22 protein-coding genes, 2 tRNA genes and 1 pseudogene are annotated in these 23665 nt (G+C 66.2%); 19 read left to right on the plus strand and 6 right to left on the minus strand.

Going from position 1 to position 23665, the window contains the following annotated elements; all coding sequences use genetic code 11:
- Positions 1 to 22: 22 nt before the first annotated feature.
- Complete coding sequence (locus NFL01S_RS04755) at positions 23 to 703, minus strand: GntR family transcriptional regulator (protein WP_062971829.1); 681 nt, start codon at positions 701 to 703, stop codon at positions 23 to 25.
- A gap of 167 nt (positions 704 to 870) precedes the next feature.
- Here NFL01S_RS04755 and NFL01S_RS04760 point away from each other — a divergent pair, with 167 nt between their 5' ends.
- The 10 genes from NFL01S_RS04760 to NFL01S_RS04805 are packed head-to-tail and all read left to right on the plus strand — an operon-like array spanning position 871 to position 7752.
- Positions 871 to 1371 (plus strand): hypothetical protein, encoded by a 501-nt coding sequence (locus NFL01S_RS04760; RefSeq protein ID WP_245670519.1) that lies wholly within the window; start codon positions 871 to 873, stop codon positions 1369 to 1371.
- 26 nt (positions 1372 to 1397) lie between these two features.
- Positions 1398 to 2051: a DUF2637 domain-containing protein gene (locus NFL01S_RS04765; protein ID WP_084492455.1), complete on the plus strand. Its 654-nt coding sequence runs from the start codon at positions 1398 to 1400 to the stop codon at positions 2049 to 2051.
- A 30-nt stretch (positions 2052 to 2081) separates the two neighbouring features.
- The gene (locus NFL01S_RS04770; protein WP_062971835.1) at positions 2082 to 2312 is read left to right on the plus strand and encodes a hypothetical protein; all 231 of its coding nucleotides are present in this window, start codon (positions 2082 to 2084) and stop codon (positions 2310 to 2312) included.
- Entirely contained in the window at positions 2312 to 3607 is a 1296-nt protein-coding gene (locus NFL01S_RS04775; RefSeq protein ID WP_062971837.1) for an FtsK/SpoIIIE domain-containing protein, read from the plus strand. Before NFL01S_RS04770 ends, NFL01S_RS04775 begins: the two co-directional genes overlap by 1 nt.
- A 45-nt stretch (positions 3608 to 3652) precedes the next feature.
- A complete protein-coding gene (locus NFL01S_RS04780; RefSeq protein WP_062971839.1) occupies positions 3653 to 3847 on the plus strand; it encodes a hypothetical protein in 195 nt (64 codons plus the stop codon).
- A complete protein-coding gene (locus tag NFL01S_RS04785) occupies positions 3844 to 4029 on the plus strand; it encodes a hypothetical protein (RefSeq protein ID WP_062971840.1) in 186 nt (61 codons plus the stop codon). The genes NFL01S_RS04780 and NFL01S_RS04785 overlap by 4 nt, the downstream gene beginning before the upstream one ends.
- Positions 4026 to 4703, plus strand: coding sequence for a hypothetical protein (locus NFL01S_RS04790; RefSeq protein ID WP_062971842.1), 678 nt, complete (start codon positions 4026 to 4028; stop codon positions 4701 to 4703). The genes NFL01S_RS04785 and NFL01S_RS04790 overlap by 4 nt, the downstream gene beginning before the upstream one ends.
- Positions 4703 to 6406 (plus strand): replication initiator, encoded by a 1704-nt coding sequence (locus NFL01S_RS04795; RefSeq protein ID WP_062971844.1) that lies wholly within the window; start codon positions 4703 to 4705, stop codon positions 6404 to 6406. The genes NFL01S_RS04790 and NFL01S_RS04795 overlap by 1 nt, the downstream gene beginning before the upstream one ends.
- Positions 6403 to 6594, plus strand: coding sequence for a helix-turn-helix domain-containing protein (locus NFL01S_RS04800; protein WP_062971849.1), 192 nt, complete (start codon positions 6403 to 6405; stop codon positions 6592 to 6594). Before NFL01S_RS04795 ends, NFL01S_RS04800 begins: the two co-directional genes overlap by 4 nt.
- 3 nt (positions 6595 to 6597) lie before the next feature.
- The gene (locus NFL01S_RS04805) at positions 6598 to 7752 is read left to right on the plus strand and encodes a tyrosine-type recombinase/integrase (protein WP_062971851.1); all 1155 of its coding nucleotides are present in this window, start codon (positions 6598 to 6600) and stop codon (positions 7750 to 7752) included.
- Between the two features lie 98 nt (positions 7753 to 7850).
- On the opposite strand, the gene NFL01S_RS04810 is transcribed toward NFL01S_RS04805, so the two are convergent.
- The 3 genes from NFL01S_RS04810 to NFL01S_RS04820 all read right to left on the minus strand — a co-directional run bounded on the left by NFL01S_RS04810 (position 7851) and on the right by NFL01S_RS04820 (position 8883).
- A tRNA-Arg gene (locus tag NFL01S_RS04810) sits at positions 7851 to 7923 on the minus strand.
- A 37-nt stretch (positions 7924 to 7960) separates the two neighbouring features.
- Positions 7961 to 8050: transfer RNA gene (locus NFL01S_RS04815), tRNA-Ser, on the minus strand.
- Positions 8051 to 8142: 92 nt separating this feature from the next.
- Positions 8143 to 8883 (minus strand): dienelactone hydrolase family protein, encoded by a 741-nt coding sequence (locus NFL01S_RS04820; protein WP_062971852.1) that lies wholly within the window; start codon positions 8881 to 8883, stop codon positions 8143 to 8145.
- A gap of 94 nt (positions 8884 to 8977) precedes the next feature.
- On the opposite strand from NFL01S_RS04820, the gene hisC reads away from it, so the two are divergent.
- Positions 8978 to 10054 carry a histidinol-phosphate transaminase gene (hisC, locus tag NFL01S_RS04825; protein WP_062971853.1) on the plus strand — a complete coding sequence of 359 codons (1077 nt, stop codon included), beginning with the start codon at positions 8978 to 8980 and terminating at the stop codon, positions 10052 to 10054.
- Between the two features lie 386 nt (positions 10055 to 10440).
- Here the strand turns inward: hisC and NFL01S_RS04830 are convergent, their stop codons facing one another.
- Positions 10441 to 11505, minus strand: coding sequence for an alpha/beta hydrolase (locus NFL01S_RS04830; RefSeq protein ID WP_084492456.1), 1065 nt, complete (start codon positions 11503 to 11505; stop codon positions 10441 to 10443).
- A gap of 279 nt (positions 11506 to 11784) precedes the next feature.
- On the opposite strand from NFL01S_RS04830, the gene NFL01S_RS04840 reads away from it, so the two are divergent.
- From NFL01S_RS04840 to NFL01S_RS04850, 3 genes are all read left to right on the plus strand, one after another.
- Positions 11785 to 12918: a DNA cytosine methyltransferase gene (locus NFL01S_RS04840; protein WP_174555645.1), complete on the plus strand. Its 1134-nt coding sequence runs from the start codon at positions 11785 to 11787 to the stop codon at positions 12916 to 12918.
- Positions 12915 to 13346 (plus strand): very short patch repair endonuclease, encoded by a 432-nt coding sequence (locus tag NFL01S_RS04845; RefSeq protein ID WP_062971860.1) that lies wholly within the window; start codon positions 12915 to 12917, stop codon positions 13344 to 13346. The genes NFL01S_RS04840 and NFL01S_RS04845 overlap by 4 nt, the downstream gene beginning before the upstream one ends.
- A 355-nt stretch (positions 13347 to 13701) precedes the next feature.
- Complete coding sequence (locus tag NFL01S_RS04850; RefSeq protein WP_245670520.1) at positions 13702 to 14421, plus strand: maleylpyruvate isomerase family mycothiol-dependent enzyme; 720 nt, start codon at positions 13702 to 13704, stop codon at positions 14419 to 14421.
- Positions 14422 to 14728: 307 nt separating this feature from the next.
- On the opposite strand, the gene NFL01S_RS04855 is transcribed toward NFL01S_RS04850, so the two are convergent.
- Positions 14729 to 17113, minus strand: coding sequence for an MMPL family transporter (locus tag NFL01S_RS04855; RefSeq protein WP_062971862.1), 2385 nt, complete (start codon positions 17111 to 17113; stop codon positions 14729 to 14731).
- Positions 17114 to 17378: 265 nt separating this feature from the next.
- Here NFL01S_RS04855 and NFL01S_RS04860 point away from each other — a divergent pair, with 265 nt between their 5' ends.
- From NFL01S_RS04860 to tgt, 5 genes and pseudogenes are all read left to right on the plus strand, one after another.
- Complete coding sequence (locus NFL01S_RS04860) at positions 17379 to 17963, plus strand: TetR/AcrR family transcriptional regulator (RefSeq protein WP_062971864.1); 585 nt, start codon at positions 17379 to 17381, stop codon at positions 17961 to 17963.
- Positions 17964 to 17978: 15 nt separating this feature from the next.
- Positions 17979 to 18521, plus strand: coding sequence for an RrF2 family transcriptional regulator (locus tag NFL01S_RS04865; protein WP_062971865.1), 543 nt, complete (start codon positions 17979 to 17981; stop codon positions 18519 to 18521).
- Complete coding sequence (locus NFL01S_RS04870; protein ID WP_062971866.1) at positions 18515 to 20248, plus strand: ABC transporter ATP-binding protein; 1734 nt, start codon at positions 18515 to 18517, stop codon at positions 20246 to 20248. The genes NFL01S_RS04865 and NFL01S_RS04870 overlap by 7 nt, the downstream gene beginning before the upstream one ends.
- Positions 20245 to 22152, plus strand: coding sequence for an ABC transporter ATP-binding protein (locus tag NFL01S_RS04875; RefSeq protein WP_062971867.1), 1908 nt, complete (start codon positions 20245 to 20247; stop codon positions 22150 to 22152). The genes NFL01S_RS04870 and NFL01S_RS04875 overlap by 4 nt, the downstream gene beginning before the upstream one ends.
- Positions 22153 to 22316: 164 nt before the next feature.
- Positions 22317 to 23537: pseudogene (gene tgt, locus NFL01S_RS04880) on the plus strand (tRNA guanosine(34) transglycosylase Tgt); the annotation flags it as partial.
- Positions 23538 to 23665 lie beyond the last annotated feature (128 nt).

A 23665-nucleotide genomic window follows, 5' to 3' on the forward strand; every position in this document is an offset into this window, starting at 1 on the left:
GGGCCATATTTGTTGCGGTGGGTCAGGGTTGCGGCTCGAGGTTCATGCGGAACACGAAGGAGTCGTAGCGGTCCTTCGGATAGGACACGTCGGAGATCATCAGTACTTGTCCATCGTTCTTGAGGAACCGCTGCTGGACGTTCTTCACCAGTTCTCCGGATGCGACTTCGAGCCAGACTGCATGTGCGGGTGAGGGCGGCCGATCGGCCAATATTTCCTCCAGCTGCTCGGCTTCGGCGATGTTCGTACCGGGAAGCTGGTAGCTGTCGGAGATGGAGGTCGGTTTCCCGTACTCGGAAGCCGCTACGGTGATGTGCTCGATGTCGTCACCGGGACCGATGCCGAAGGTTTCGGCGAGTTCGGCATCCGCCTGCACGATCGTCGACTCGCGCTCGATGCGGACCTCGTCGTCTCCGCCGGCCGCTTCGTTCCCGAAGGTCACCTCGGGGTCCTCCATCTGCCGTTCGGGTGAGATCCGCACCAATGTCGGTCGGGCCGCGACGAATAAGCCGCGGCGTTCGATCGTGTAGACCAGGCCCTGGCTCAGGAGTAGGTCCCTGACCCCGCGGATGACGATCTCGGAGACGTTGTGCCGCTTCGCCAGCTCCGCGTAACTCGGTAGTTGCGTCCGGGCGGGTAGAGCACCGCTGCGGATGTCGCGCGCGATCTCTCCTGCGATCCGGACGTACGCAGGCTCAGTCATGGATTACCCCTTCGCTCGTATCGGCTGTTCTGTCGATACGCAACTGCGTATACACACGCCCAGACTACGCGCCTTTGCGACGTCCCCCGTAAACCCCCCTTGCTACTGCGTATACGCAAAACCCTTGTGTGTATACGCAACTACGTATACGTTGTTGTGTATGCGCAGTGAAAGCGCACTTCAAACACTACGAAGCAAGGGGCCCTGAAATGGCTATGAAGAATCTGTGGTTCACCCCGTCGTTCGATGACGCGTTCCCAATGGGTTTGTTCCTGCTCGGCGAGATCGAGCCGATGACGGAGTTCAACTCCGACCGCAATGCGCCGAAGCGTCAGCGTCTGGACCTGGATGCGGAGGGTAACGGGACCGGTAAGCGGCTGTGGAAAGCCACTGTCACCGATCCGGCGGCCCCGAACGCGAAGCAGGCGAGTTTCGACCTGGTGTTCGTGGCGGATCAGCAGCCGGTTCCCTCGGCCCCCGAAATCGCTCGGGGTATGCGTCCGATCGTGTTGGAGGGCTTGCAGGTAAAGCCGAAGGTCACCGGTCAGGGCGAGTTCAAGAGCATCGGCTGGAACATCCGGGCTACCGGCATCGCAGGAGACAACTCGGGTTCCAAGCAGGCTGCGGCCGACGCGAGTGCGGCTCGTCCGGCTGGTAAGGCGGCGTGATGCGGGCGGCGGATCAGTCGGCGGGCATGCGTCTTGCACGTTGGTCCGCCGCGCTCATCATCCTCGGCGTGGGAGCGGCAGCGTTCCGGCTGTCGTTCTCCACCCTGGAAGACCTCGCCCGCCTGGCTCGGATGCCTGCCGATGATGCGTGGTTGTTCCCGCTGATCGTGGACGGGACGATCCTGCTCGCCACCTTCGGGTTGCTGGTCTGCTCGCAGCACAAGTCCGAACGAAACTTCTTCCTCGGGGTGCTGGTGGTCGGCTCGCTGGTCTCGGTCGCCGGTAACTCTGTTCACGCGGTCGCGGCCGGTCATCCTCTACCGGGGTGGGCTGCGGCCCTGGTAGCGGCGGTGGCTCCGATATCGCTGCTGGTCGATACCCATGGGCTGGCCCTGTTGTTCCGGGTGGGTGCCCGTCAACGTGCCCAGGCTCAGGCCGTCCCCGGACTCGTGCCGGTGACTGAGCCCGAACCGGCTTTGCCGTCTGCACTCACCGAACCGGCGCCGGAACCCCTATTGGCTCCGGTTCCTGAACCCGAGTCCGAGCCTGTCTCGGTCCCTCTTGCGCCGGTTCCTGATCCGGCCCCGACTGTTCCGGCACCTGTGCCGTCTTCTCCGTCTCGTCCGTCGCGACCGGTCCAAGCCATGCTGCCGATCGCTGTCCCTGTTGGGGGTGTGTAACCGATGACTGTCCACATGAGCATGACTCGGATGATCGAGGATCGTCCGACCGTGAAATACCGGCCTTCCCGCCTTTTTCGCTACGGCCGTGAGCACCAGTGGGACTACCTGACTTCCGCTGATGTGACGGTGCGATTCGACCGGGATGCCGATTTCTCGCTGGATATCGACACAGCTCGGGTGCTGCTGGCCGAACTTGGCGCAGCGCTGACCGAACACGACAACACCTACCGGGTCGACCTGGTGAAGGCGGTGGCGTGATGGTATCGCCCGACCTGTTCATCATGGGTGGTTCCGCCGCGGTGACCGCGTTCACCCTGTGGCACTGGCGTCGTCTGGACGGCGTGAAACAGCCCGCTCCTGCTGCTGCCTCGATGCCGGTGGATCTCGCCCCGGCTGCGTCGATCGTCACCGACGCCGCACAGCTGGCGCTGATGTGGCCGGCACTCAAACTCGGCTCGTGGGAGACCGGGTTTCCCAACGTCACCGCCGCGACACTCACCGAGTCGGGGATGCTGGTCGAGGTCCAGATGCTGGGCGGCCAATCGCTCAAGGACTGGAACAACGACGCCACCCGTGACGCCCTCGCGCACTATTTCGCGGTCCCGGAGGTGGTCGTGTCGTCCCCGTCGCCGGGGTTCGTGCACCTGGAGCTACGCACCGTCGATACCCTCGCCGTTTCCGCCCCGGTCACTGATCTGCTCGCTTATGGGGTGGACCTGGAAGCGGTGCCGGTCGGGGTTACCGAGGACCATGACGTGTGGCAGCTGCGGGTGCTCTACGGGCACATCCTGCTCGCCGGTGCCACCGGTTCGGGTAAGGGTTCGGTGTTGTGGTCGCTGCTCAACGGCGTCGGTCCCGCAATCAAGGCCGGGTTGGTGGATGTGCGGATCGCTGATCCAAAGGGCGGGGCGGAGTTCGGGCGCGGTGAAGACCGGTTGTTCACCCGCTTCGCTGTGGACGCCGCTTCCATCCTGGCCATGCTCGCCGAAGCAGTCCAGGAGATGGACGACCGGCTGGCCCGGATGCGTCAGGCCGGTATCCGCAAACTCGTTCCCTCGGTGGATGAGCCGCTGGTCCTGGTCATGATCGATGAGGCCGCGTCGTTGTCGTCGTATGCCGACCGTGACGAACGCGAGGAGTTCCGCCGCCTGACCGGCCTGTTGCTGTCCAAGGGCCGCGCTGCTGCGGTGTCGGTGGTCGCTGCGTTGCAGGACCCGTCCAAAGAGACCATGCCCAACCGGCAACTGTTCCCGGTCCGGATCGGCCTGCGCCTGGACGAACCCACCCAAACGGCCATGGTGCACGGCCAGGGTGCCCGGGATCGGGGTGCGCGCTGTGACGAGATCTCCGAGCACACACCCGGTGTCGGCTACGTCGGCGAAGACGGTACTACCGCGTTCGTGCGGGTCCGCGCCTACTGGGTCACCGACAACGACGCCGACCGCATCGTCGAGCAGTACTCCCCGGCACAGCCGGATCTCTCCCCGCAGGCCGACTACTCCGGCTTCGATCCGGACGACCTCGGCGACGAACAGGGCCCGCTCGCGGCCTGACTGATCTATCCACAGCCATCCCCACCCTGGAACGGAGCTACCCCTATGTCTCGCCACCTGATTGTCACCGCCCCCGCCGATGTCATCGACCTCGCGAGCCGTCGCCGCTGTGCCCTCGAACGTGCCGGCCATGACCCGGTATCGGTCGCGGTGCACATGCTCGCCGAAACCGGTTCGGTGCCCGGCTGGGATTTCACCAACGACAACGACGACACCGATGGTTCGGGGTGGGCGGCATGACCAGCAAGACCACGAAGGTCTGCGAATGCGGCACACCGATGATCGTGAAACCCACCCCGAAATCGCTGGCATGGTCGCGGTTCTGGTCGTCGATGTGGCACTGCCCCCACTGCTATCACTACGAGCCCGACGAAACCGGACCCGGTCAAATGGCCCTGTTCGAGCCGGAGAACCAGTCATGAGCCTGACCCTTTCGACCACCAACCACGGCGATTCCTCCACTGCCACCATCTCCACCAATGGCACCCGCCGCGACCCGTTCGACCTGCTCGGACTCGTGGTCCTGAACTCGGGCTGGTACCTGGTCACCGGTCTCGCTACCGCGATCCACTGGGCCATTCTGTTCCCGCCGATCTCGGTCCCGATCGGCCTCGCGATCACCGGGGGTGTGGTGTTCGGGTGGCCTTCGGGGATCGCGCTCGGGGTGGCGTTCGCTGCGGTGATCATGCTGTGGCGACGCAGGAGTCCGGAGATGTTCGAGCGGTGGATCACTCACCGGGCCCGGACCCGGTTTCTGACCTGGTGGCGGTATCGCCGGAACTGGGTGCGCCTGATGAAAGCTTGCCACCTCACGGTCACCACCCAAACCCGCGTTGTGACACCGCGCCTCGCTGGCGTGGAGATCGGTAAGGGCACGGACCGGGTGCGGCTGCGGATGCTCGAAGGCCAGTGCCCGGCGGACTACGACAACCGCGCCGAAACCATCGCCCACGCGTTCAAGGCCGAGCAGTGCCACGCCACGATTGTCGGCCCCGCCACCGTCGAGCTGCGGTTCCGCTTCGGTGACGCCCTCGCCGACACCGTGCTCCTGCCTCGCGTGGACCACTGGATCAAACCGGAAGGAGCTTCCGCCTGATGAGTGTTGCTACCTCGGTTCTGCACGAGGGGCCTGGTGCCCGGCAGACTGCGGCCCAGCGTCGTAGCCTGCCGGATTTCCGGGATATCGCACAGAACCTCGCCGAACAAGAACACATCTGCATCCGGCCCCTGCCTATGCGGGCCATTGACCCCACCACCGGCACCGCTTCCTATCTCGGTGCCCCGTGCAAGTCCACTGTCGCCTCTGTGTGCCCGGCGTGTGCGGATAAGGCACGGTTCCTTCGGATCACCCAGTGCCGAGAGGGCTGGCATCTCGACCACGAACCCGAAAACGAGAAAACCGAACCCACGGAGCATCAGACAGCGTTGCTGGCAGCCCGGTCGGATCTGTTCGAGACCTACCAGCAGGCCAAAGCCGACGGTGACGAAGAGATGATGTCCGGGGTCCGCGAAATCGTCGCCGACCTCGACGAGGAAATGAAAGCCTCCGGATTTCGCGGCCGACTGCCCGCCCTCGACAAGGACAAGAAACCGCGGCGTGCTCGGTCCACTCGCCGGCGCCAGGACGCACCGAACCTGCCGCGGCTCAAGGTCGCCAAAACCACGGTCGGGCGCACCTACACCGGCGGGCATCAGCCGTCGATGTTCATCACGCTCACGATGCCCTCGTACGGGGCGATCAACCGGGACGGCGCGACCAACAACAAGGGCGAAGTCGTCGGCGACGGCTCCCCTCGGGACCCGGACTCCTACGACTACGAGCGTGCCGCCCGCGATGTCGTGCACTTCTCCGCGCTGTTCGACCGCTGGATACAAAACCTCCGGCGTGCGGTGGGCTGGAACATCCAGTACTTCGCTACCGTCGAACCGCAGAAACGCGGCGCACCGCATCTGCACATTCTGATCCGGGGCACGGTGTCGCGTGACCTCATCCGCCAGGTCACCGCGGCCACCTATCACCAGGTGTGGTGGCCCTCGCACGATCGCGATAGCGAGGTCTTTCCCGGCGATATCGTCCCCGTCTGGGATCCGGCGAAGATGACCTTCACCGATCCGGGCACTGGTTCGGCGCTACTCGGGTTCGATGACGTGCAAGACCTCCTGGATGACGTGGAGGACCTGGAACCGGCGCATGTGGTGCGGTTCGGGGATCAGATGGACCGTGCGGATATCCGCGGTTTCGTGCCGGGGGAGAAGGCGAATCGGGCGGTCGGCTACGTCACCAAGTACTTGACCAAGTCCATCAGCGACATTCTGGATACCGATTCCGACCGCACTCGCCGGCACTACGAGCGGCTGCATGCCGAGTTGCAGCACACCCCGTGCTCGCCTCGGTGCCCGGTCTGGCTGCGCTATGGCATCGTCCCGCGGGGGGCGACCGAGAAGACGGTTTCGGGTCGCTGCAAGGGAAAGGCGCACCGCCGCGACACCCTCGGCTTGCCCGGTCGCCGGGTCCTTGTCTCGCGGCAATGGTCGAACAAGACCCTTCCCGATCACAAGGCCGACCGCGCCGAGTTCGTTCGGCAACTCTTGGCCTCGGTCGGGATCGTCAAGCCGGATACCTCCCACCTGCAACTGTCGGTGGTCAAACCCGGCGACCGGTCGGCACCGCCACGGGATCACCTGATCATGGCGGCCATTGCCCAGCGCAAAACCTGGCGTGCGGAATACACCCGGGCCTTGCTCGCGGCCGGTCCACCTGCACTCCAAGACACTTCGGCAATCCCGGTAGCGGCATGAGAGAGGAAACCACCATGGCACGGTTGCTCACGGAGAAGGATGTCCGGCAGCGCATTCCGGTCGGCCACAGCAAGTACTACGAGCTGATCAGCTCGGGGGCGCTGCGGTCGGTGAAGATCGGGCGCCGGCGGTTCGTCACCGAAGAAGCCATCGCCGACTACATCGCTGGCCTGGATCAGGCGGCTTGACCAGTGCCCAGACAGCGCATGGCCCCTGGCGAGTGGGGGAAGATCACGGTGAAGAAGGTGGGGCCCGGCCGGTATGCGGCGTCCACGTATGTCCGTGATGAGGACGGGCGTCGTCGGCAGGCTGAGCGGACCGGTTCGAGTGAGGAAGATGCGCGGCGGTCATTGCTGCGGCATCTCAAGAACCGGACTACACCTGTCCATGGCGCTGCGATCACTGAGCGGACGTCGTTGTCGGAACTGTTCGAGGTCTGGATAGCGTCGAAGGACAGGCTGAAGCAGCAGTCACGCGACGACTATCGCCGGGTGTGGAACAAATACGGCGAGTCTCAGCTTGGCGCGTTACGGGTGCGTGAGCTCTCGACGAGTCGTGCTGAGCGGTACCTGGCGACGATTCCGGTTTCGCGGGCGCAGATTCTTCGGGTGGTACTGACCGGCATGTTTTCGACGGTGGTCCGGTACGACATCCTGACGGTGAATCCGATCCGGGAGGTAACCCGCAGGAGAAGCAAGGCGGCGCCGGCGCGTGCGTTGACACCCGATGAGTTTGCGGTGGTTCGTTCGACAGTGCAGGCGTATCGCGATCGGCCGGGTGTCAGTGGGCCTCGTCCGGGGCGGTTGCTGCTGGAGTTCATCGACGTGATGGCCTCGACCGGGTGCCGCCCGAATGAGGTGCTGGGGCTGCGGTGGTGTGACGTGGACCTGCTGGGCGACCCGCCGACCATGACGCTCACAGGGACGACGCTGGATCACGGGAGAGTGGTCGGTAAGGCGGTCCATCGGCAGGATGAGCGCAAGGGCGGCGCTCCTGATCACACCGTCATCCTCCCGAAACTGGCCGTCGAAGCACTGGCCGGTTTGTTCGGCGATGCCACCGACCCAGAAGGACCGGTATTCGCCAACCGTGACGGCGGGTGGATGAGCCTGGCAAATCTCCGGCGGTCACTGCGGGCAGCGCTTCCCGATGAGTTGGGGTGGGTCACGCCGTACAGCTTCCGCCGGACTGTGGCGACGGTGGTTCGTGATGACCTCGGGCCGGCCGAGGCTCAGGCTCAGCTGTCGCACTCGAAGCTGTCCACCACCGAGCAGCACTACTTCCAGCGCCAGACACAGGGCCCGGATGTCCGGAGCGCTCTCGACCGGTACGCAGGAGGAAAGTAAGGGCTCGTTTGTACGGGCAAAGTATGGGATTCCGGTCTCTTCATCGAGACCACGAAACAGCCCCCGATCCGCTTTTGCAGGTCGGGGGCTGTTCTCTGTGCGCCCGAAGGGATTCGAACCCCTAACCTTCTGATCCGTAGTCAGATGCTCTATCCGTTGAGCTACGGGCGCGTACGCGTTATTCAGTTGTCACCCGGTGAACCGGGTGTGGCGGAGGCGAGAGGATTTGAACCTCCGGTCCCCGTGAAGGGACAACTCATTAGCAGTGAGTCCCATTCGGCCGCTCTGGCACGCCTCCTGGAGCCTTCTCTTCGAGGGCACCGGTCCTTTCGAACCGCCGAGCAGAAAGGCTACCCGAGCTTGGTGTGAAACTGCAAAACGGCTGGTTGATCAGCGTAAGTGGCTGTCGAACCAGTCGAAGATGCGGGTTTGCGAGTCGATGAGTTCGTCGGCGTCGTCCTCGTCGTCGCCGGGTTGGTCGGCGCGGTGCAGCAGACCCGGGTAGGTCACCACCAGACTGGCGACCGCGGCGCGGGCAGTGGCGTCGCGGAGTTGGTCTATCTCGTCGGCGGGAGTGGTCGATTCCGCGCCGAACAGGCCGAGCCACGGAGCCTGTAGCCGGGGGGCGGCAGTGACGAGGGCTTCGGCCTGGTCGGCCAGCGGAGCGGTGATACCGCGGGCGGCCACGCTGATCGCGGCGCCGATCGGCCGGTTGGTCGCCACCAGGAACGCCGCGGTGCCGGCGGTGTCGAAACCGAGGGCGCCGATGCAGTCGGGGAAGACCCCGCGATTGGTGAGCCAATCGAAGCAGGCGTCGAAATCTTCGAACAGTTCGTCGCCGTATACCCCGGCCGAAGAGGCAGTGGCCCGGTGGAAGAGGTTCGGCGCGACCACCAGCCAGCCTTCGCCGGCGAGGGCGCGCATGAACTCCAGCAACGATCCGGTGAACTCACGGGATTCGTGGAGCAGCACGATCCCGCCACGGGCATAGCCTTCCGGTTCGATCACCGTGATGGGCACGTGCTCGTCGGTAGCGGGGCTGGTGGCGGCCGCTGTCGGCTCTTGATCGGGTCCGGGGGTTTCCGGCTCGTGGCGCCGCAGGGGCGCAATATCGTCATAAGTGCCCGACATGTTCCCAGCGTAGGGCGATATCCGCGGAGCGGGAAGAACTGGCAGGTGAACAGCCCGAACGTGGCACGATCGAGATCGGAACTAAGCTCGATACGTGACCGCGCACATCCGGCCGGACCTCGATTCCATTCCGGCGTACGTTCCCGGCCGCAGCCATCCCGGCGCGGTCAAACTGGCGAGCAACGAAACGACCGTCGGTCCGTTGCCTGCCGCGAGCAAAGCCGTCGCTGAGGCGGTGGAGCTGGCCAACCGCTATCCGGACAATCAATCCGGCGAACTACGAGCAGCGCTCGCGGAGTTTCTCGGCGTGACGCCGGCCGAGGTCGCGGTCGGCTGCGGGAGTGTGGCGCTGTGCCAGGAGCTGGTGCAGATCACTTGCGGGGATCCGTCCGACGAAGTGCTTTTCGCGTGGCGTTCGTTCGAGGCGTACCCGATCATCACCCAGGTCGGTAACGCGACCGCGGTGACGGTGCCGCTACGCGACCATGTGCACGATCTGGACGCCCTGGCGGCCGCGATCACCGACCGGACCCGGCTGGTGTTCGTCTGCAATCCGAACAACCCGACCGGTACCGCGGTCGGCGCGGCAGAGCTGGCCCGTTTCCTGGACCGGGTACCCGCCGGCGTGCTGGTGGCGCTGGACGAGGCGTACTACGAGTACCTGCGCATTCCCGGTGACCATCCCGACGGTGTGGAACTGGGACGGACACGGCCGAACGTCGTTGTGCTGCGGACCTTCTCGAAGGCCTACGGATTGGCCGGTCTGCGGGTCGGGTACGCGGTCGGCGCACCGGAGGTGATCGCCGCGCTGCTGAAGGTGCATATCCCTTTCAGCGTGAGCCGGGTGGCACAGGCGGCGGCCATGGCATCGCTGGAGGCTCGGCACGAACTGCTGGACCGTACCGGCACGGTGATCGCCGAACGGGAGCGGATGCGCGCGGGCCTGCTGGCCGCGGGCTACCGGGTGCCGTCGAGCGAAGCGAATTTCGTCTGGATCGAGCTGGGCGCGGCGACGACCGAGTTCGCCGAGGCGAGCGCGGCGGCGGGGGTGCTGATCCGGCCGTTCGCGGGCGAAGGTGTGCGGGTCACCGCCGGTGATCCGCACGAGAACGACCTGTTCCTGCGATTCGCCACGGCGGCGGAAACTGTCGCGCGTTTTGTGGGCGCCTGACGGCACCGTCCGAGCCCTGCCACGCAGGCGTCGTCCGCGCCCTCGGCCCGCCCGTGAGCTACGGGCGGGCCGGCAGAGCAAACAGATCCCGGTGCCGCCGACTGTACGATCGGCAGATACCCGACCAGCGGTCGAGTGGATGCGGCGACGAGGGGAAGGGCTTCGTATCTGCGTAGCCTGCACGTCGCTGCCGGAGGGGGATCACAGCCCCTTCGGATCCGTCGGCACGGTCTGGTGTCCGCGGTGGCGTCGTAATCAGAGTGTCCGTGACCGGGGCAATCCGCATGCTGGGAGCCGTCGGCGCCCGGCTCCCGCAATGGCCTCGTCCTGCCAGGAGGCCGGTGTAGCACCTCCACCGGCGGCCGAGCCGAGTGGTGAGAGGCGGCTCAGGCGATGCCGAGGCCCTCGGAGATGGTGGGCCAGGAAGTGACCAGTTCGTCGGCCCAGTACGGCCAGGAATGGGTGCCTTGTGGACGGAAGTGGGCGGTGTAGTCGATAGCGAGGGTGTCGAGGCGCTGAGCCAGCCGGCGGGTGCAGAAATCGGTGGCGGCCTCGAGGGGGCCGCCCATCAGCACACTCACCGGAGTCTCGGGGTTGGTCAGCACATCGTGCACACCGGGCCGTCCGCTGCCGGCGGAGAGGTAGAGCTTCTTACCGCGCAGGGCTTCCGCGTGCAGGGTGACATCATGGGCCAGCCAGGCCGGATCGTCGGGTGCGCCGAACATGTTCTCGGGGTTGCCTTTGAAGGTCGTGACCACCATGCGGGCCTGCGCCTGGCCCAGGTCGGTGCCGGTGGAGAAGCAGCCGCTGTGGGCGCCGACGGCGGAATAGAGTTCGGGTTTCCGGATGGCCAGCATCATGGCCCCTTCGGCGCCCATGGAGGTTCCGACCACGGCATTACGACCGTTGCCGGCGAATTCGGCGTCGAGTAGTGGGGGGAGTTCCTCGGTGAGAAATGTCTCCCATTTGTTGATTCCGAGCACCGGGTCCGGGCGCTGCCAGTCGGTGTAGAAACTGGCGGGGCCGCCGACGGTGAAGACGACGTTCACCGGTTTGTCGGCGTAGAACTGCGCGGCACCGCCCCGGTCGAGCCAGTTGTTGCTGTCGATCTGGGTGCTGCGGCCGTCGAGCATGTAGATGGTGGGGCGGGGTTTGCTGCGGTCGGCCGGTAGCAGGACCATGACCTGCACCGTGCGGTGCATGGCCGGCGAATCGACGAATACCCGCATCAGGCGTTCGTGCACCGGCTGGACGCCCACGATGGCGGCCCGCGGCGCCCGGACCGCCTCCGGGCGTTCGACCGGTCCGGGGTCCTCCGCCGAGCCGGTACCGGGCTGAGCGGGCGCGGTATGCAGTCCGTCGGGGTCTGCGTGCGCTGCGCCCGGCGCGACAGCCCCGCACAGGGCGACGGCGCCCGATACGACGGTGGCCAGGCCGACGCGATACCTCATGGCGCCCATACTGCCAGACCCGGCGGTGTGCACCGGAATACCGAAAGACGCCTATTTATATGCTCTGACCAGCGTTTTCTATGGTATTGCCGCGGAATGGATCTCGGGTGGTGACGATCGACTCGCGGACGGGGGCCGTATCGTTCGCACCGGTCATCGCGGGTCGGCCGGCCGGTGTGCCGGTGCTCACCCGGACCCGGCGGACCCGCCGGACGCGCGGAGTAATCTCGCTTCGGGAGCCGGACCGGATGGAGAGAGGACCTCGTGACGGGCGCGCGGATGGTGGGGCTTTTCGCCGGGATCGGAGGGCTGGAGCTCGGACTGGCGGCGCACGGCTGGCACAGCACGCTGCTGTGCGAGATCGAACCCGGTGCGCGGGCGGTACTGGGGGCACGTTTTCCCGATGCCGAACTCCACACCGATATCACCCGGTTGCGGGCGCTGCCACCGGAAACCGAGCTGGTAGCAGCGGGGTTCCCGTGTCAGGACCTGTCCCAGGCCGGCCGCACCGCCGGGATCACCGGAACCAAATCCAGTCTGGTCGACCATGTGTTCCGCCTGGTCCGGCGTAAACGCGGACCGCGCTGGTTGCTGATCGAAAACGTGCCGTTCATGCTGCAACTAGGTCGCGGTGCGGCCATGCGCCATATCACCGATGCACTCGATGAACTCGGCTACACCTGGGCCTACCGGGTGGTGGATGCGCGGGCATTCGGCCTGCCGCAGCGGCGCAATCGGGTGCTCATGCTGGCCTCACGGACCGAGGACCCGCGCACCGTGCTGTTCGCCGACGACGCCGGACCGCGACTACTGGGTTGTGTCGAGACCGACCCGTGCGGTTTCTACTGGACCGAGGGTGTGCGCGGCCTGGGCTGGGTCGTCAACGCTGTGCCGACCCTCAAGGGCGGGTCCGGACTGGGCATTCCGAGCGCGCCGGCGGTGCGGTTGCCGTCCGGGGAAATCGTCACGCCGGGGATCACCGATGGTGAACGCCTCCAGGGGTTCGCTCCCGGCTGGACCGAGCCGGCGCTGGCGGTGCCCGGTTTCCGGCCCGGTCAGCGCTGGCGGCTGGTGGGTAATGCGGTGAGTGTGCGGATGGCGTCGTGGGTGGGGTCGCGGCTGCGGATGCCGGGTGAACCGATACCGGGGCATATTCCGCTACCGCCCGGAAGCCCGTGGCCCGGGGCGGCGTGGGGACATGCCGGGCAGGCGTTCGAGGTGCCGTTGTCGCCGTGGCCGGTCCACGAACCCTACGAGGATCTGCGGTTCTTTCTCACCGACACCCGGTTGCTGTCGGCGCGGGCCACGGCCGGTTTCCTGCGCCGGACCGGGATGGGCACCCTGCGTTTCCCGGCTGGTTTCCTCGACGATGTGCAGGCGCATCTGGTGCGGATGGGTGGTTCGGCGGCATGACCGGCGAACCCGCCCGCAGCAGCCACCGCCCGGCCACCGATCCGGTGACCAGCGCGCGGATGTCGCGGCAGCGGCGGGCGCATACCGCGCCGGAACTGGCATTGCGGCGCGAACTGCACCGGCGCGGTATCCGCTACTTCGTGGATCGGGCCCCGATCCGTGGTCAGCGGCGGCGGGCGGATCTGGTGTTTCCGCGGCGCCGGGTCGCGGTGTATGTGGACGGGTGTTTCTGGCATCGCTGCCCGGTCCATGCGACCGACCCGAAGAACAACGCGGAGTGGTGGGCGGAGAAACTGGCCGGCAATGTCGCACGCGATCGGGCCACCGACGCGGCCTTGACCGCTGCGGGTTGGCAGGTGGTTCGGATATGGGAGCACGAAGACCCGGTGTGCGCGGCGGACCGCGTGCAGACGGCCTTGGAGTCCTGAGCGGAATTCCGCAGCTGAGGTCGGTACAACTCCGGGCGGCGGCTGGGCGCAGGGCAACCTTGTATGAACTTCCGGGCCGAGCTGGGGGGTCGCTGTTATCGCCTGGACGTCGGTCGGCGGTTGGTACACATCGGGGAACATGTGAACACGGTCGAACGGGTGTACGTGCGCAAAAAGGGCAGATCCGGACGGCCGTGCGGGCGAGCGGAACCGCGGCCGGTAGCGCCCAGAGGCGTCGGCGCGGTGCTTGATCACGGTGTGCACCCCAGTAGTGGGGTGCACCCTGTTGGCTGCCCTCGTGGTCCGGGCCGAGACTCTTGCGGAAGTCCGAGAAGGCGGCATTAGGGTCGGTGTCGTGCCCAGGGATCTGATCGAATCGCTCACCACGCGGATGGCGGCGGTTGCCGCGGCGACCACCGAATTGCTTGCGACTGTGGATACGCTCGACGATGCGTCGCTCGCCGACGCGTCCGCGCTTCCCGGCTGGACCAGGGGGCATGTACTCGCGCATATCTCGCGTAATGCCGACAGCCTGGTCAATCTGCTGCTCTGGGCGCATACCGGAGTGGAGACGCCGCAATACGCGAGTGCCGCGCTGCGCGATGCCGATATCGAGCTGGGTGCCCCGCGTCCGCTCGCCGAACAGCGGGCCGATCTGGTGGACTCGGCGGATCGGTTGATCGGGATGGCTCGAGTGCCGACTGCCGAGCAGTGGCAGGTGGAAGTTCGCACGCGGCAGGGGCGGCCGTTGCCGGCGCACCGGATTCCCTGGATGCGGTTGCAGGAGTTGTTGATCCACCATGTGGACCTGAATGCCGGCTACACCCCGGCAGATTGGCCGGCGGATTTCGTAGCGGAACTGCTCGCCGAGGTCGCCGCCGATCTGGGCGCGCGCCCGGACGGGCAACCGTTCGAAATCCGGGCGACCGATACCGGTTTCGGCGCGATCGTCGGCACCGGTGCCCCGGATCGGAAGGTAGCGGCACCGGCCGCAGCGTTGCTGGCCTGGCTACTGGGACGCGGTGCGGACGAGACTCTGCCCGCGGAGCTCCCGCAGCTGCCCGCTTGGCGCTGACCCGCGGCATACCCTGGTCTGCGCTGGACAAGGCGTCTCCGCCGACGTCGGCCCGTGCAGGGCCGGCAGGTGTCGAGTCGTGTGCCCGGCTCCTGCTGGGCCGAGCACATGTCCCGCTGATCCAGGGCAGCAGATGCGGTGGTCGGCCGCCGCCGACCTTGCGGCTGTGGGAAATGCGGCACAGCGCACTGCGGGCGGCGGTGTGCGGCTACCGCGTCCGGCACCCAGCGATAGATGCCTGGGGGTCCGTACCGAGCAGAACCGGCCGGCACCCGTGTAGGTGCCGGCCGGTTGCGTATCGCCTGTATCAGACCCCGGCGGGTTCCTCGACTGCCTTCGTCTTGGCACGTTCCTGCAGTTCGCGCAGCTTCGTCCCTTCGACGTCGATATCGGGCAGGATCCGGTCCAGCCAGGCCGGCATCCACCAGGCCCATTTGCCGAGCAACACCAGCAGTGACGGGATCAGCACCATCCGCACCAGGAAGGCGTCGAAGAAAACGCCCGCTGCCAAGGCGAAGCCCATGGATTTGGAGGTGATGTCGGGCGAGAGCATGAAACCGCCGAAGACCGAGATCATGATGATGGCCGCCGCGGCGACCACGCGGGCGCCGTGATGGTAGCCGTCGACCATGGCCTTTTTCGGTTCCTTGCCGTGGACGTATTCCTCGCGCATCCGGGTCACCAGGAATACCTGGTAGTCCATGGCCAGACCGAATACCAGCCCGATCAGCACGATGGGCAGGAAGCTGATGATCGGATGGGTGTCGTCGACGAGGCCGAAGGCGCCTTCCTGGAAGATCAGCACCGTGACCCCGAAGGTCGCGGCCATCGAGAGCAGGAAGCCGAGCGCGGCGGTCAGTGGCACCAGGATCGACCGGAACACCAGTAGCAGCAGGATGAATGCCGCCACCGCGACGATGGCCATGTACGGGATGATGCTGTCGAGCAGCACGCTGTTGACATCGGCGTAGATGGCCGTCTGACCGGTGATGCCGTATTCCATGCCGTACTGATCCCGCAGTGCGGCTTCGGCATCGCGGGCGTGTTCGACCAGATTCTGTGTTTCCGCACTGTTGGGCCCGGTTTCGGGTACCACCTGGAACAGCGCGGCCTGGCCGTCCCTACTCGGCTGCGCGACGCTCAGGTAATCCACGCCCTCGTAGCCCGTCAGTTGATCCCGGAGTGCGGTGAGCGCGGCATCGCGCTGCTCGGTGGGCGTCTCGGAGAGATCGACCGCGACCACCAGCGTGCCGTTCTTGCCCTCGCCGAAGCCCGCGGTCTGTAGTTCGTAGGCCTTCCGGACCGAGGAGTCCTCCGGCATGCTGTCGCCGCCGGGCAGGCCGAGCTCGAGCTGGGCTGCCGGGGCGGCGAGCGCGCCGAGGACGATCGCGCTGATGATCAGCGTGAGCACCGGTACCCGGGCGATGAGCCGCGCGAAACGCATCCCGTTGGTGACCGAGGTGTCGTCTTCGGGATCGTGCTGGGCGATCAGCGGCAGTTTCGGTTTGAACAGCGATTTACCGAGCGCGCCGAGCAGGGCCGGCATCAGAGTGGTGGCCGCGAGTACGGCGAACCCGGCGGCGAGGGCGCCGCCGACACCCATCGCGGTGAGGAAGCTGATGCCGACCACGGACAGGCCGAGCAGTGCGATCACCACGGTCAGCCCGGCGAAGACGACGGCCGAACCGGCGGTGCCCACCGCGACACCCGCGGCTTCCTCCGGTGAATCCTGGACGGCGAGTTCGTGTTTGTACCGGGAGACGATGAACAGGGCGTAGTCGATGGACAGTGCCAGGCCGATCATCGACGCCAGGATCGGCGTGAACGTCGGGACCTCGGTCAATGAGGTGCCGGTCAGGATGAGGGCGCCCGCGGAGGCGACGCCGACGATTCCGGTGATGATCGGGACGAAGGCGGCCACGATGGCACCGAAGGCGATGATCATGACGATCAGCGCGACTCCGATACCGATCATCTCGGCCTGCCCCGTTTCGGGCTGGGTCTGCGCGATGGCGCCGCTCATCTCGACGGTGAGCCCGGCGTTACGGCCTTCTTGGGCGATGGCCTCGGCGGCCTGCCGGTGTTCCTCGGTGATATCGGCGAAGGTCGGCATCGTGAACTTCACGTCGATCACGGCGACCGTTTGCGGCCGGTCTTCGCTGAGCACGTTCAGCGGGGCGCCACCGCACAACGCTTTGAAGTCAGGAGAGTTCTGACCGTCGAGGCAGTTCGGTTCCGGCATGGGCGGGGCTCGGCCGGGTTCGAGACCGGCCGCTGCCGCGGCCTGTTCCGCGGCGGCCTCCTGGCTGGCCGGCATCATCACGGTCGCGGTGACCGGGTTGACGACCGGTTCGCTGTGGTCGACGATATCGAGTTCGTTCAGCCGCTGGACCAGCGCGTCCAGTGCCGTCATATTGGGTTCGTCGGTCAGCGTGCCACTCGGTGCGGCGATGACGTATTGACCGGTGACGGCGTCGATGCTGAACATCGAGGCCATCTGCGGCATATGTTCTTCGAGGATGGCTGTGGCCCGTTCCGAGGGCAGGCCCGGCATTTCGAAGCTGTCCTGGAACGGTTTGGCCAGCGCGCCGGCGGCCCCGCCGAGTAGGACGAGTATCAGTGCCCATACGGGCAGCACTATCCATTTCCGGCGGAAAGCGAACTTTCCCCATCTGTACAGGAATACGGACACGAGGGATTTCTCCTAGGCGAGGCCGAAACGGTTTGGTCGTATGTGCTTCTGCTGTGACGAACTGACGGCCGACGTCGTTTTCGCGGACCGGATCGCGCGGACGGGGGTCTACCTCGGATCGCGTGATCGGTATGGATCCGCCTACACGGTGGACGCCTTGTATCTACCGTACGGTAGGTAGGCTACCGGTAGGTTAAACGGAGGAACAAGCTCGACTTCCGGCGGCCTACCGCGCCCGGCGGCCGGGAGAACGAGAGGACCGAGCATGGCGAATCAGCGAACTGACCATCACGTTACCGCAGGTCGGGACACCAAGAAGGCGATCCTGGACGCCGCCGTGCGACTGTTCGTGAACAAGGGTTTCGAGCAGACCAGCCTGCGGGAAGTGGCAGATGCGGTCGGAATCACAAAACCGTCGCTCTACTATCACTATTCATCGAAACTCGACCTTCTGGTCGCGGTCATCAACCCACTACTGGACGAACTACGCGCAATGGCCGACGAGGTCGAAGCGATGCCGGCACCCGACGCCGAAGGCCGCCGCGCGGTGTTGCGCCGCTATATCCGGGCCATGATCCGGAACCGGGATGCCGGAGAAATGATGGTTCGCAACGCGGTGGCCATCGTGAACGCGGTGGCCGATCAGTATCCGGTGATCGTGGACGCCCACAAGGTCGTCCGCAACTGGTTGGCCGGGCGCGATCCCACACCGGTGCAGCTGCTGCGGGCCAGTGCGGCCATGGAGGTGGTGACCGTCGCCCTGATTTCGAGCGAGATTGCACCGGACGCGGGGGATGATGTGGTGGAGTCGACGCTGCTGGACGCCGCGCTCGCGGCGCTGGCGGAATGAAAGGTCAGGTTGGTCGTGCACATCACCGCGAAGGTGGACCATGCCGTGCGCACACTGCTCGAGATCACGGCAGCCGATCAGGCCACGGCCGTGAAGGCGGAGGTCATCGCGGCCGGCCAGCAGATTGCGCCCAAAGTGCTGGAGAGCGTCCTCGCCGAGCTGCGCCGGGCGGGACTGGTGACGAGCCGGCGCGGACCCGACGGTGGCTATCGGCTGGCCCGCCCGGCGCACGCCATCTCGATCGCCGATGTGATCCGCGCGGTCGAGGGACCTCTCGCGTCGGTGCGCGGGCTGCGGCCCGAGGAAGTGCGGTATCCGGGCGCGGCCGAACCGCTACAGCAGGTATGGATCGCGTTACGGGTGAATATCCGGGCCGTCCTGGAAAACGTGACGCTGGCCGATATCGCCGGCGGCGCACTACCGGATTTCGTGGCGGACCTCACCGCCGACCCCGGCGCCTGGGCCCGCCGTGAACCCGGCGATCCGGCGCCACCGGACCCACCGGAAATTGCCGGGCGATCCGTAAAACCAGACGGTAGCGTTCGGTCATCATGCTGATCAGACTGCTCCGCGACTTCCTCGTCCCGTACCGGAAACAGCTGGCCGGGATCGTGGTGCTGCAGCTGATCTCCGTGATCGCGATGCTGTACCTACCCAGCCTGAACGCCGATCTGATCGACGAGGGCATCACCAAAGGGGATATCGGCTATATCTGGACCGCGGGCCTGCGGATGCTGGCCGTATCGGGAGTTCAGATCGTCGCCTCGGCCTCTTCGGTGCTGCTCGCCGCGCAGGCCGCGATGGGTGCGGGTCGCGATCTGCGTGCCGCGCTGCTGCACCGGGTGAACACCTTCTCGGCTCGTGAAGTAGGAGTGTTCGGTGCGCCGTCGCTGATCACCCGCAACACCAACGATGTCCAGCAGGTGCAGTTGCTCGTCGTCATGGCCTCGACGGTGGCGGTGATGGCACCGATCATGTGCGTGGGCGGCATCGTGATGGCTCTGCGCGAGGATCTCGGCCTGTCCTGGTTGTTGCTGATCGCGGTGCCCGCGCTGGCGTTGAGTATGGGTTTGATCATCGCCCGGATGGTGCCCGCGTTCCGCCTGATGCAGACCCGGCTCGACGAGGTCAACCGGGTGTTGCGCGAGCAGATCACCGGTATCCGGGTGGTACGCGCGTTCGTCCGCGAACGGCTCGAGGTCTGGCGTTTCGACGTGGCCAATACCGAACTCACCGATATCTCGGTGCGGGTCGGCCGGTTGATGGCGCTGATGTTCCCGACCGTCATGTTGATCAGCAACGTCACCTCGGTTGCCGTGATCTGGTTCGGCGGTAAAGCGATCGACGCCGGGGAGATGCAGATCGGATCGCTGACAGCGCTGCTGTCCTACATCATGCAGATCCTCATGGCGGTCATGATGGCCTCGTTCCTGGCCATGATGGCGCCGCGCGCCGCGGTCTCGGCGGATCGCATCTCCGAGGTACTGGACACCGAATCGTCGGTGCGCTCCCCCGAACGTCCGCAGCCGTTCCGAGGCGACCCCGCCCAGGTGCAGGTCCGCGACGCCGGATTCAGCTACCCGGGCGCCGAACAGCCGGTCCTGCGCACCATCGACTTCCGGGTGGACCCCGGGCAGACCACCGCCGTCGTCGGATCGACCGGCGCCGGTAAAACCACCCTGCTGAACCTGATCCCGCGGCTCATGGACGCCACCGAGGGCGCCGTCCTGCTCGGCGGCACCGACGTCCGCGACCTCGACCTGCACGAGCTGCGAACCCGGATCGCGCTGGTGCCGCAGAAGAGCTACCTGTTCTCCGGCACCGTGGCGAGCAATCTGCGCTACGGCGATCCGGACGCAAGCGACGAGGAACTGTGGCGGTGCCTGGAGATCGCCCAGGCCGCCGACTTCGTCCGGGCCATGCCACAGGGCCTGGAAACACCCGTGGCGCAGGGCGGCACCACGGTCTCGGGCGGGCAGCGGCAGCGGCTGGCCATCGCCCGCGCCCTGGTGCGCAGGCCGCGGGTGTACCTGTTCGACGATTCCTTCTCCGCACTGGACGTCGCCACCGACGCGCGGCTGCGGGCTGCCCTGCAGCCGGAAACGGCGGACGCTGCGGTGATCATCGTGGCCCAGCGGATCGCCACCATCCGCGACGCCGACCAGATCGTGGTACTCGAGGACGGCGCCATGGTCGGGCTCGGCACCCACGATCAGCTGGTCCGCGACTGCGCCGAATACCGGGAGATCGTGGAATCCCAGCTGAGTGTGGAGGAAGCGCGATGAGACCGGGTACGCCGGGCGCCCCGGATGCAAAACCGAAATCGTTCAAACCCTCGCTGAAGCGGCTGGTGGGCAGGCTCGCACCGGAACGCGTGCTGGTGGCGGTCATCGTCGCCCTCGGCGTCGTCTCGGTGGTGCTCAATATCGCGGGCCCCTACCTGCTGGGCAGGGCCACCAACCTCATCTTCGACGGTGTGGTCGGCCGGCAGCTGCCCGCGGGGCTGAGCAAGGAAGAGGCCATTGCCGGCCTCCGCGCGCAGGGGCAGGACACCTTCGCCGACATGCTGTCGGGGATGGCGGTCGTACCGGGCGCCGGGATCGACTTCGCCGCCGTCGGCCGGGTGCTGACCCTGGTGCTGGTGTTGTATCTGGGCGCCGCGCTGTTCGGCTGGCTGCAGGCGTATCTGCTCAACAACCTGATCAACCGCACCATCAAACGGTTGCGCGCCGATGTGGAGGACAAGATCCACCGGCTGCCGCTGAGCTATTTCGATACCGCACCCCGCGGCGATGTGCTCAGCCGTGTCACCAACGATGTGGACAATATCTCGCAGAGCCTGCAGCAGACGATGAGCCAGCTGCTGATCTCACTGCTCACCGTGCTCGGCATTCTCGGGATGATGTTCTGGATCTCGTGGCTGCTCGCGCTGATCGCCCTGCTGACGGTGCCCGCGGTGATCATCGTGACGGCGCAGATCGCCAAACGGTCCAAACCGCATTTCGTGGACCAGTGGAAGTACACCGGGCTCGTGAACGCCCAGGTGGAAGAGGCCTACACCGGGCACGAGATCGTCACCGCGTTCGGTCGCAGCAAGCAGGTCGGCGCCGCGTTCGACGAGCGTAACGAGCATCTGTACCAGTCCAGCTTCAAGGCACAGTTCATCTCCGGGCTGATCATGCCGTCGTCGATGTTCCTGGGAAATCTGAACTATGTGCTGGTCGCGTTGATCGGCGGCCTGCGCGTCGCCTCCGGCCAGCTGTCGCTGGGCGAGGTGCAGGCCTTCATCCAGTACTCGCGCCAGTTCAGCCAGCCGCTCACGCAGATCGGTGCCATGGTGAATCTGCTGCAGTCGGGTGTGGCCTCGGCCGAGCGGATCTTCGAAATCCTGGATGCCGAGGAACAGAGCCCCGATCCCGTGTCCGAACCCGCCGCGCGCCCCGAGCGGGGGCGGGTGGAATTCGCCGATGTCTCCTTCCGGTACGAACCGCAGACCCCGGTGATCGACGACCTTTCACTGGTGGCCGAACCAGGGCACGTGGTGGCCATTGTCGGACCCACCGGTGCCGGGAAGACCACGCTGGTCAATCTGCTGCTGCGGTTCTACGAACTCGATTCCGGCACGATCGCCATCGACGGGGTGGATATCACCGAGATCGGCCGCGACAGGTTGCGTTCCCGGATCGGCATGGTGCTGCAGGACGCCTGGCTGTTCAAAGGCACCATCAAAGAGAACATCGCCTACGGTGACCCGGATGCGAGCGATGCCGATATCCTCGCCGCCGCCCGTGCCGCCTACGTGGATCGCTTCGTGCATTCGCTGCCCGCCGGGTACGACACCGTGATCGACGAGGAGGGCACCGGGGTCAGTGCGGGGGAGAAACAGCTGATCACCATCGCGCGCGCGTTCCTCGCCAAACCCACCATCCTGGTGCTGGACGAGGCCACCAGTTCGGTGGATACCCGCACCGAACTCCTGGTGCAGCAGGCCACCGCGGAACTGCGCCGTGATCGCACCAGTTTCGTCATCGCCCACCGGCTCTCCACCATCCGCGATGCCGACCTGATCGTGGTGATGGAGGACGGACACATCGTCGAACAGGGCACCCACGAGGAGCTTCTGACCCGGCAGGCGGCGTACTACCGCCTCTACAACTCGCAGTTCGCGGCGGCCGCGGTCGAGGCTTGATACCCCGGGCCTGATTCGAGTCGGGTCCGGAGACGGTGGCGAGGGGTGACCACGCGGGACGGGGCGGCACGGCTCGAACGAGTCAGGCGCAGATGCGGTGGCCGGGCGTGACCGCGCAGGGCCCTCGCTCCGGCCCGGCGGACACCGCCTGCGAGGATATCGGCGTGTCCGACAGCCCCGGCTTCTCCTTCAGTATCGGTACCCGCCTCGACGGCCGGCACGGCCGGACGGGAGTGATCCAGACCCCGCACGGGGCCGTCGCCACGCCCGCCTTCATCCCCGTGGGCACCAAGGCGACGGTGAAGGCCGTGCTGCCCGAGGCGATGAGCGACCTCGGGGCGCAGGCGCTGCTCGCCAACGCCTACCACCTGTATCTGCAGCCGGGCCCCGATATCGTCGACGAGGCCGGTGGGCTCGCGGCGTTCATGAACTGGCCCGGCCCCACCTTCACCGACAGCGGCGGTTTCCAGGTGATGTCGCTGGGCGTCGGGTTCAAGAAGGTGCTGGCGATGGAAACCGTCGACGTGCAGAACGACGACGTGATCGCCAAGGGCAAGGAACGGCTGGCCACCGTGGACGACGAGGGGGTCACCTTCCGGTCGCATCTGAACGGGTCGAAACACCGGTTCACACCCGAGGTGTCCATGGGGATCCAGCATCAGCTGGGCGCCGACATCATGTTCGCCTTCGACGAGCTCACCACCTTGATGAACACCCGCGGCTACCAAGAGAAATCGGTACAGCGCACCCATCAGTGGGCGCAGCGCTGCATCGATGAGCACGAACGGCTCACCGCCGCTCGCGCACATCGGCCCTATCAGGCGCTGTTCGCGGTAGTGCAGGGCGCGCAGTACGAGGACCTGCGGCGTAAGGCTTCCCGGGACCTCGCGGAGATCCGCGGCGCCGAGGGCACCGAATTCGACGGCTACGGTATCGGCGGCGCATTGGAGAAACACAACCTCGGCACCATCGTCGGCTGGTGCTGTGACGAACTGCCCGAGGACAAACCGCGGCATATGCTGGGGATCAGCGAACCGGAGGATATGTTCGCCGCCATCGAGGCGGGTGCGGACACCTTCGACTGTGTGAACCCATCCCGGGTGGGGCGCAACGGTGGAATCTATGTGGACGCCGGCCGGTTCAATATCGACACCCTGCGGTTCAAACGGGATTTCACCCCGATCGACGACACGTGCGACTGCTACACCTGCGCGCACTACACCCGCGCATATATCCACCACCTGTTCAAGGCCAAGGAGATGCTGGCCTCGACGCTGTGCACGATCCACAACGAGCGGTTCACGATCCGGCTGGTGGACCGGATCCGGGCCAGTATCGACGGTGGGTATTTCGACGAGTTCCGGGCGGAGACGATGGGGCGCTGGCAAGGGCGGATCACCGCGCCTCGAGGTGCGCCCGATCCTGTCGCGGTCCCGGCGCAGGCGCCGGATTCCCGGTCGAATCCAGTTGTCGAGGGTAGACCGTTCGCGTAGGGGCGGGCCGCAATTTTCGA

It is taken from the genome of Nocardia flavorosea NBRC 108225, from assembly GCF_001613385.1.
GTDB classification, from domain to species: domain Bacteria; phylum Actinomycetota; class Actinomycetes; order Mycobacteriales; family Mycobacteriaceae; genus Nocardia; species Nocardia flavorosea.

Coding starts and splice junctions, on each gene's coding strand:
- NFL01S_RS04755 (WP_062971829.1), bottom strand. CDS start 703: ATGACTGAGCCTGCGTACGTCCGGATCGCAGGAGAGATCGCGCGCGAC.
- NFL01S_RS04765 (WP_084492455.1), top strand. CDS start 1,398: ATGCGTCTTGCACGTTGGTCCGCCGCGCTCATCATCCTCGGCGTGGGA.
- NFL01S_RS04770 (WP_062971835.1), top strand. CDS start 2,082: ATGATCGAGGATCGTCCGACCGTGAAATACCGGCCTTCCCGCCTTTTT.
- NFL01S_RS04775 (WP_062971837.1), top strand. CDS start 2,312: ATGGTATCGCCCGACCTGTTCATCATGGGTGGTTCCGCCGCGGTGACC.
- NFL01S_RS04780 (WP_062971839.1), top strand. CDS start 3,653: ATGTCTCGCCACCTGATTGTCACCGCCCCCGCCGATGTCATCGACCTC.
- NFL01S_RS04785 (WP_062971840.1), top strand. CDS start 3,844: ATGACCAGCAAGACCACGAAGGTCTGCGAATGCGGCACACCGATGATC.
- NFL01S_RS04790 (WP_062971842.1), top strand. CDS start 4,026: ATGAGCCTGACCCTTTCGACCACCAACCACGGCGATTCCTCCACTGCC.
- NFL01S_RS04795 (WP_062971844.1), top strand. CDS start 4,703: ATGAGTGTTGCTACCTCGGTTCTGCACGAGGGGCCTGGTGCCCGGCAG.
- NFL01S_RS04800 (WP_062971849.1), top strand. CDS start 6,403: ATGAGAGAGGAAACCACCATGGCACGGTTGCTCACGGAGAAGGATGTC.
- NFL01S_RS04820 (WP_062971852.1), bottom strand. CDS start 8,883: ATGTCGGGCACTTATGACGATATTGCGCCCCTGCGGCGCCACGAGCCG.
- NFL01S_RS04830 (WP_084492456.1), bottom strand. CDS start 11,505: ATGAGGTATCGCGTCGGCCTGGCCACCGTCGTATCGGGCGCCGTCGCC.
- NFL01S_RS04840 (WP_174555645.1), top strand. CDS start 11,785: ATGGTGGGGCTTTTCGCCGGGATCGGAGGGCTGGAGCTCGGACTGGCG.
- NFL01S_RS04845 (WP_062971860.1), top strand. CDS start 12,915: ATGACCGGCGAACCCGCCCGCAGCAGCCACCGCCCGGCCACCGATCCG.
- NFL01S_RS04860 (WP_062971864.1), top strand. CDS start 17,379: ATGGCGAATCAGCGAACTGACCATCACGTTACCGCAGGTCGGGACACC.
- NFL01S_RS04870 (WP_062971866.1), top strand. CDS start 18,515: ATGCTGATCAGACTGCTCCGCGACTTCCTCGTCCCGTACCGGAAACAG.
- NFL01S_RS04875 (WP_062971867.1), top strand. CDS start 20,245: ATGAGACCGGGTACGCCGGGCGCCCCGGATGCAAAACCGAAATCGTTC.